The organism is Niallia endozanthoxylica (genome assembly GCF_008710145.1).
Lineage (GTDB): Bacteria > Bacillota > Bacilli > Bacillales > Cytobacillaceae > Bacillus_BD > Bacillus_BD endozanthoxylica.
Genome location: NZ_VYKL01000082.1, coordinates 1 through 7,196, shown reverse-complemented (window position 1 = coordinate 7,196; position 7,196 = coordinate 1). Strand labels below are relative to the sequence as shown.

Here is a 7,196-nt window from a genome sequence, read left to right as displayed (position 1 = left end):
TATTGAAGCAAGAAAAAAGGAATGTGGTCCTCATTCGTGCATCAATAAGGGGTATTGAAGCAAGAAAAAAGGAATGTGGTCCTCATTCGTGCATCAATGGCTGTAATTGATGCAGGTAAAGAGGAGATTTAGCTCTACTCATGCAACAATTAGGGCTTTTGATACACGAACAAACAGGACTAATTCTAAATCTTACATCAAAAGGATTTATTTAATAATAGCTACAAGTTCAGACCTATTACTCATAATAGGTCCATTGACCAAACCCCATCAATTTTAAGTTTTCTTTTAAAACCGTAGCAACTCTTCTTCTAGACATGATTACATCACACCACTCATAGACGATATTTGTAGTGATTATGAGATTTGGGAATAGCAGTCTTAATTCCTCCACGGATTTCAAAATAACTGATTCAATCGCCTCCTCGTGGCCACACATATTGCATTTAGTTTTTCGTATTACATCAGAGGTAATATAGGATTTACAAATAGAACAATTAATACCTTTTTTTAGCTGTTCATATGTATATGGCGGCAACCGGGGGTATAGAATTTGATGCTGTGCAATTAATTGATCGGCGAGCTTTTTATGGACCCCATTTAACTTTGCGGATTTTTGGTTTAATTTTTTCATAAAGCGATTGATTTGCGTGGGGTGAATAATCGGTGTATGAATGGGAGCTTGATATAGGGTGAACTCGGGGTTGATAAAAATAACGTAACCTTCAATGTTTAAATGATACCCGTGGCTTCGGAGCAACTGGCTTAAGAGTAGTTTACTTCGCTTTAGTTGATCCAAAGGATTTTTTAGTTCAGTCTTTTTTATTGAAAAAAAGTTGTCAGAGTCATAATAAAAGTCACCTTCGAAATTCTTCACTTCAATCAAGTAACTGGTATCTTGAGATATAATTAAAGTGTCAATTTGGAAAATGGAGTTGTTATGCTCTAAACATAAATCATTTAAAACAAACACCTCCGATTGAAGCTTATCTGTTAATTGGTCAAACATCATTTCCCCTTGATAGCCCTTTTCTAAATTCTCTATACGAGTCCTTTCATTTGCTGGTAAGCTCATTCGCGAATTTAGTAAGTGCAAAGCTCTCAATTCAACTGGCTCTGTCCGTGCTTTTAATAGCATCATCCACTTCCTCTCTTCGTTTAAAAATAATTCTACATTCCTTTTTGTTAAAAAGTAAGGTGGTTCTTGGACGCGTTTATTACTATTCTGTTAACATTTGGACCACGAGTGCTGAATCAATTATGTTTAGTTTCTAGCGAGCATTTTTGACATTCACAGCGCATTCTAAATAAAAATTGGCAGTTAAAACAGGGGTCCGAAATGAATGACTCTTTTCTTGTAGTTAAAGACTACCTTTAAAGAGGTGAAATAAGAAGTGAATGTCATTACAACCTTTGTTGAAAAGAGAAGAGAAAAACAGATTAAATATGAAAAATCGGTTCTCCGTGAAATATCGGTTAAATCATTAAAAGAGAAAGTGCAGCATTATTTCGGTTCCTCAAGACTAACACAAAGTTTAATTATGAATACAGGAATAGAAGAGGCCTGCTATGATGTAGCGATTGAAGCCTATTTATTAGGAGCCAATATGGGGCGCTTCGGTTATTACGGTGAGTCTGCAACGGAAGTAAAAAAGCGTTGCCAGCAAGAGGAAAAGCACCTTGTTGATACGTTATATAACTTTTTATTATATTGGGGAAGCGGAGAGGAAGGCGCTTTGAGTGAATCGCTGTATTATCTCTGCGAACAGTATGTGAATAACTGGTGGTTAGAAGGCTTTCATAAAGGTGAACGAAGAATTAAGTTAAAGCTCCATTAAATTTTTTCATAGTTCTACCCTCCCTTCCTGTCCCATATATTGTATTGGAAGGACAAGTCGGAGGGATTGATGGATACTAATGAAAAAAGGCTGGAAAATAAGTTTATATTCGCTTGGACTTATCGTCCTGTTTTTTATTTTACAGTATGATTTCTCGGAGGAAGACTCATGGAAATCCTGGAACCTGCCTTTGTCAGGAAAAGTAATTTTGATTGATCCCGGTCATGGCGGTCCGGACGGTGGAGCGGGTGATAAAGGAGCGTTAGAAAAAGATATTGCCTTAGATGTTTCAATGAAGCTGAAGGATTATCTTCAGGAACAAGGTGCGCTCATTATTATGACAAGAGAAGAGGATAAGGATTTAGCCGCTAAAGATACAAGGGGATACAGCCGGAGAAAAGTAGAAGACTTAAAAAAACGTCTTGAAATGATTAACAAGAAAGATGTAGATTTTTATGTCAGTATTCATCTTAATTCCATCCCTTCGCCAAGATGGAGCGGGGCGCAAACCTTCTATGCACCGCAATTTGAAGAAAATAAGCGGGCTGCCAAGTTTATTCAGGATGAACTTAAAATTAATCTAGGTAATACAAAGCGTGAAGCAAAACCCATTAATCATGTATATATATTAAAGAATGCAAAAAATCCCGGAGTATTAGTGGAAATTGGGTTCTTATCGAATCCCGAAGAGAGAAAACGATTAAAGGATAACAGCTATCAGGATAAGATTGCAGCTTCCATTTATAATGGAATGATGCGGTATTATACATCTGAGAAGGAAATTGTTATTCCTGAGTAAGGCGTTTATTAGGCGCCTTTTTTGTTTTTTATCAAGATAAACGGTAAACTGTGATTTAGAATAATAGTGATTTTTATTCCCTGTGGTATACTAGGTTATAGAAAAGGATAAGGTAGGTGCTATGAAATGGTAACAGTTGAAAAGGTAAAAGAGCTTTTAAATCCGATTAAAGAACCTTTCTTACATATATCATTAGCAGAATTAAATGCTATTGAAGAGATAAAAGTAAAGGAAGAGAAAAATCATGTCAGTGTAAAGATTGCGGTTACAAAGACAGGAACTGCCGAGCAGCTTCAGTTGCAAACGCAAATCGTGAATCTTTTAAAAGAAGCTGGAGCAGAAACCGTGGGAATTCGTTTTGCTGAATTACCTGCAGACGTGATTGCAAAATATCAAACGGAAACTCCTAAGGCAGATGCTAGTTTACTGTCTCCAGACAGTAAAACGACGTTTATTGCGATTGCAAGTGGTAAGGGTGGCGTTGGTAAATCTACAATCTCTGTCAACTTAGCAGTAGCTCTTGCAAGATTAGGCAAGAAGGTTGGTCTTGTCGATGCTGATATTTATGGGTTTAGTGTACCTGACATGATGGGAATCACGACTCGGCCGGCAGTAAAAGGGGAAAAGATCATTCCTGTTGAACGTTTTGGCGTGCAAGTGATTTCCATGGGCTTCTTTGTTGAGGATAATTCACCGATCATTTGGCGTGGACCGATGCTCGGGAAAATGCTGAATAGCTTCTTTAAAGAAGTAACCTGGGGTGACTTAGATTATCTATTGCTCGACCTTCCACCAGGAACAGGAGACATTGCACTTGATCTTCATACAATGCTTCCAACATGTAAAGAAGTGATTGTGACAACGCCGCATCCAACAGCAGCGTTTGTTGCTGCTCGTGCAGGAGCAATGGCATTAAAAACAGATCACGAAATTCTAGGTGTGATTGAAAATATGTCCTACTTCGAAAGCAAGGTAACAGGTGAAAAGGAACATGTATTTGGTAAAGGCGGAGGCGATAAACTCGCTGAGGTATTAAATACGGAGCTTCTTGGTCAATTGCCATTAGCACAGCCTGATTGGAATGAAGAAGATTTTGCTCCATCTGTTTACCAAGAAGATCATCAGCTTGGTAAGATTTATTTAGATATCGCCCAGAAAATGATACAAAACCTAAACAAATAACTTAACTTCATTCAGCAGAAGTCCTCCACTTCAAAAGTTAAGGGATAACTGCAAAGAGCTCTCCGATTCAGTGGAGGTTCAAACTCGAGCTGAATAAAGTTAAGCCTCCGGCGAGTCTTGCGATTTTTTAAAGGTAATTTATCGAGCGAGCTCAGGTAATCTGGACGCAAATTCGACGAGCGAATTTCATATGTAAAAAGAGCTCTCTTATACAGGGAGCTCTTTCTTATCTTATGCTTCGTCTGTTTTCGCTTCAGATGCTTTTGATTCAGATGCTTTTAATAGAAGTTCCTGAATTTTGGTTTGATATAAAGGGCTCTCGATGGTTTCTGATACAACTTGTTTCAGATGTTCACGATATTCGTTCCCTTTTAAGACCGTTGTTAATTCCTTTTCAAGTTCAGGGTCCTTCATCACTTCAATCATTTTGCCGCGGTACTCCGGGTCATTCATTAAATTTTTCATAATCTGTTCATGTTCCTTTTGCATGGTTTTAGCAATGGTTTCTGCGAACTTGGGATCCTCAAAGGTCTTCTTCCAAAACTCAATTCCTTTGTCGCTTGTTAAAGTATTTTGTACGGTATCAGTTACAATTGCTTGATCCATAATTAGCTGCTGTCTTAGCTTTTCATCAGACATCACTTCTTGAATGGCTTTTTTTCCATCATCCGTTTTTAAGATATCAACAACCATTTTCTTCGTTTCTTCATAGTCTAATTGACCGCCTCCGCCTGCTTCTTCCTGAGCACAGCCAGAGATAAAGAAAATGGCGAGTAGGGGAAGGAGAAAGGATTTTTTAGGATTCATTATGGATAGCTCCTTTCAGAGTAATTCTTACCTTTAGGATGAAGAATTTTGATTAATATTATTCGTGGCAAAGCTATTCCTAGATTTTTCAAAGTTTGGTTGTTAAAATGACAGTAATGGAAGATTTTTATATTGGGGGATAGCATTGTGACTAGTCGAAATGTAGTTAAATTATTTTTTTCTACCTTACTAATCGGCGCACTTGTGACGGGGATAACGGGATTTATTATTCGGTGGGATGAGTTTGCGTCTTATTTTTTGAATTTTAACATTTTAAAAATTATTTTTACATTCTTTTGGCTATGCGGTGTAGGTCTAATCTTTAGTTTGGTTAGTCAGGTATCCTTTTTTGCCTACTTAACCGTACATCGTTTCGGATTGGGAATTTTCAAATCGGCCTCACTTTGGAATGGGGTACAAATCGTATTCATCCTTTTTGCTTTGTATGACCTAGTCTATTTCCGATATAAGTCATATGCCGAACCGGGGGAAGGAATTTTACCGTATCTTGCTCCTGCTGTTATGATTCTGGTTGTTGGTTTGGTAGTTGCCTATTTCAAGGTCAAACAAACGAATAAAAGCGCTTTTATTCCTGCGGTCTTTTTTATGGTTGTTGCGACGATTCTTGAATGGGTGCCAATTATAAGGCTAAATGATTATAACTGGTTATATTTGATGGTTTTTCCATTAATAGTATGCAATGCTTACCAGCTGCTTATTCTTCATAAGCTAAATGAGGACTCAAACAAAGAAAGACAGGCAAAAAAAAATAAGCCGGCCTAGGCCGGAAATGTCCTTCATTTAATGGTGAGGGACATTTTTATCCCACTCTTAAAGGGCAGTAAGACCCCCGCCTCAAGATTCTAAGTATACACAAGAAGATAGGTGAGGAATCAACTGCCCGTAAAGGTCCATTCGTGGAATCACAGACTAAGAACGCCACATTTGTGGCAACGTCTGTGTGACCCACATTCTGTGGGCCTCAACTAACTATCCGTGGGGGATGAAGAAAACCCCCACGGATGGAAATTTCACTTTATTAGAATCTGCCCCCAACTAAAAAAAATGCACAAGGAACTTCTCTAGGAAATCCCTTGTGCATTGTTTACCTAAAACGGTTCCTCATAAAACGAACTATTTAATCTCAGATGTCTTCGTATTAGCATTTGCAATCATTTCTGAAACGGTAACTAATTTATAGTCCTTTAAACTGTCTAATATATATGGCAGTGCTTTTTCGGTCTGCTTAGCAGAATCGGAGGCATGTAGAAGAATGATATCACCTTTCTTTGCCTTTGCTACATTTTCAGCAATCACTTGAACACCAGGATTCGTCCAATCCTTCGAATCAATACTCCAATGAACAACTGTATATCCATATCGCCCAGCAATTTTTAAGGTTTTCGCATCAAAGTGCCCTGTTGGAGAGCGGAGAAGCTGAATATTATTTACGTTAAGCTTTTTAAAAGCGGTTTGCGCATTGGCAATATCCTGTCTAACTTTCTCCTCTTCTAACTCCGTATAATCTTTGTACTCATAACCAAGCATGCCAATCTCGTAGCCTTCCTTCACCATTCGATTCACAAGATCAGGATGCCGCTCTGCCCAAGAGCCTGATAAGAAAAAGGTAGCTGATTTCACATTGTACTTTTTTAAAGCATCAAGTATGGGTTCTGCTTTTTCATCACCCCAGCCAATATTAAAGGTCAATGCAATATCTTTTTCCCCTTTATAAACAGCCTTAGGGCCATCCTTTGCAGAGAAAACAGGGACTTGAATCATATTTCCTAAGAATAAAAACCATGCAGTGAAAAATGAGGCCATAAGAATTAAGAGAATTTGTTTAATCGTTTTTCCATTTAACACAAAGAAAAAGTTCATCTAATCACCTCGTCCACACTCTCTGTACAATCCTATGAGGAATTTAAAAGAAAATGAACTAAATTTTTCATAAAAAGATTAAAAAATGAAAACACTACAGAAAAATAATGATGGCAAGGGGTTAGAAAGATGATTGGTATGTTATTAAATGAGATAGAGATTAAGGAAATGCAATATTTATTAAAGAGAGAGATGGATGAAATTCTATTTGATTTAAAGGATGAACGCATTGATCTTATCGTAAAGAAAGGAATGGAGGAGCGCTATAAGCATCTATTTACTCTATTTAAGCGGGTAGCTGACCCGAAAGACTGCTTGAGATATATGCGCACCACTTCAAAAATTTCTAAAGCATCTAACCGATACAAAAAAAATCAAAAAAGTTATTGACTTCTATTTTCAATATTGTTATATTAGTAATCGTCGCTGATGAACAACTTTTTAATTGGAAAAACAAAAAAAGAGTTGACAAAGATTTGGTGAAAATGTTATTATCATAAAGCTTGTTTTTACAAAATTTAACAATTGCTCTTTGAAAACTAAACAAACAAAAACGTCAACGTTAATTCAAGTTGTCATATGGCAACAACATTTTATTTATGAGCAAGTCAAACAATCTTATTGGAGAGTTTGATCCTGGCTCAGGACGAACGCTGGCGGCGTGCCTAATACATGCAAGTCGAGCGAAC

The 7,196-nt window shown here is 37.4% G+C and carries 8 protein-coding genes and 1 rRNA gene; 6 read left to right on the top strand and 3 right to left on the bottom strand.

Annotated elements, in window-relative coordinates; translation table 11 throughout:
* Positions 1-238: 238 nt before the first annotated feature.
* On the bottom strand, positions 239-1,141 hold the full coding sequence (locus tag F4V44_RS27105) for a nuclease-related domain-containing protein (protein WP_223882054.1): 903 nt from the start codon (positions 1,139-1,141) through the stop codon (positions 239-241).
* 253 nt (positions 1,142-1,394) lie between these two features.
* On the opposite strand from F4V44_RS27105, the gene F4V44_RS27100 reads away from it, so the two are divergent.
* The 3 genes from F4V44_RS27100 (at position 1,395) to F4V44_RS27090 (ending at position 3,819) form a co-directional block, all read left to right on the top strand.
* Positions 1,395-1,838: a YbaK family protein gene (locus F4V44_RS27100; protein WP_150443084.1), complete on the top strand. Its 444-nt coding sequence runs from the start codon at positions 1,395-1,397 to the stop codon at positions 1,836-1,838.
* Between the two features lie 79 nt (positions 1,839-1,917).
* A complete protein-coding gene (cwlD, locus tag F4V44_RS27095; RefSeq protein WP_150443083.1) occupies positions 1,918-2,637 on the top strand; it encodes an N-acetylmuramoyl-L-alanine amidase CwlD in 720 nt (239 codons plus the stop codon).
* Between the two features lie 126 nt (positions 2,638-2,763).
* A complete protein-coding gene (locus F4V44_RS27090) occupies positions 2,764-3,819 on the top strand; it encodes an Mrp/NBP35 family ATP-binding protein (protein ID WP_150443082.1) in 1,056 nt (351 codons plus the stop codon).
* A 231-nt stretch (positions 3,820-4,050) separates the two neighbouring features.
* On the opposite strand, the gene gerD is transcribed toward F4V44_RS27090, so the two are convergent.
* Positions 4,051-4,626, bottom strand: a complete 576-nt coding sequence (gene gerD / locus F4V44_RS27085) for a spore germination lipoprotein GerD (protein WP_150443081.1) — start codon at positions 4,624-4,626, stop codon at positions 4,051-4,053.
* Between the two features lie 147 nt (positions 4,627-4,773).
* Between gerD and F4V44_RS27080 the strand changes: the two genes are divergently transcribed.
* Positions 4,774-5,409: a KinB-signaling pathway activation protein gene (locus tag F4V44_RS27080; protein ID WP_150443080.1), complete on the top strand. Its 636-nt coding sequence runs from the start codon at positions 4,774-4,776 to the stop codon at positions 5,407-5,409.
* Positions 5,410-5,760: 351 nt separating this feature from the next.
* On the opposite strand, the gene pdaB is transcribed toward F4V44_RS27080, so the two are convergent.
* Positions 5,761-6,507, bottom strand: a complete 747-nt coding sequence (gene pdaB / locus F4V44_RS27075; protein ID WP_150443079.1) for a polysaccharide deacetylase family sporulation protein PdaB — start codon at positions 6,505-6,507, stop codon at positions 5,761-5,763.
* Positions 6,508-6,636: 129 nt separating this feature from the next.
* Here pdaB and F4V44_RS27070 point away from each other — a divergent pair, with 129 nt between their 5' ends.
* Together F4V44_RS27070 and F4V44_RS27065 are read left to right on the top strand one after the other, a co-directional pair.
* A complete protein-coding gene (locus F4V44_RS27070) occupies positions 6,637-6,897 on the top strand; it encodes a hypothetical protein (protein ID WP_150443078.1) in 261 nt (86 codons plus the stop codon).
* A 228-nt stretch (positions 6,898-7,125) separates the two neighbouring features.
* Positions 7,126-7,196 (top strand): 16S ribosomal RNA (locus tag F4V44_RS27065); the annotation flags it as partial.

Bases quoted from the DNA above. Each gene is read 5' to 3' on its own strand.
- F4V44_RS27090 (WP_150443082.1), top strand. From the start codon at position 2,764: ATGGTAACAGTTGAAAAGGTAAAAGAGCTTTTAAATCCGATTAAAGAA.
- F4V44_RS27070 (WP_150443078.1), top strand. From the start codon at position 6,637: ATGATTGGTATGTTATTAAATGAGATAGAGATTAAGGAAATGCAATAT.
- cwlD (WP_150443083.1), top strand. From the start codon at position 1,918: ATGAAAAAAGGCTGGAAAATAAGTTTATATTCGCTTGGACTTATCGTC.
- F4V44_RS27105 (WP_223882054.1), bottom strand. From the start codon at position 1,141: ATGATGCTATTAAAAGCACGGACAGAGCCAGTTGAATTGAGAGCTTTG.
- gerD (WP_150443081.1), bottom strand. From the start codon at position 4,626: ATGAATCCTAAAAAATCCTTTCTCCTTCCCCTACTCGCCATTTTCTTT.
- pdaB (WP_150443079.1), bottom strand. From the start codon at position 6,507: ATGAACTTTTTCTTTGTGTTAAATGGAAAAACGATTAAACAAATTCTC.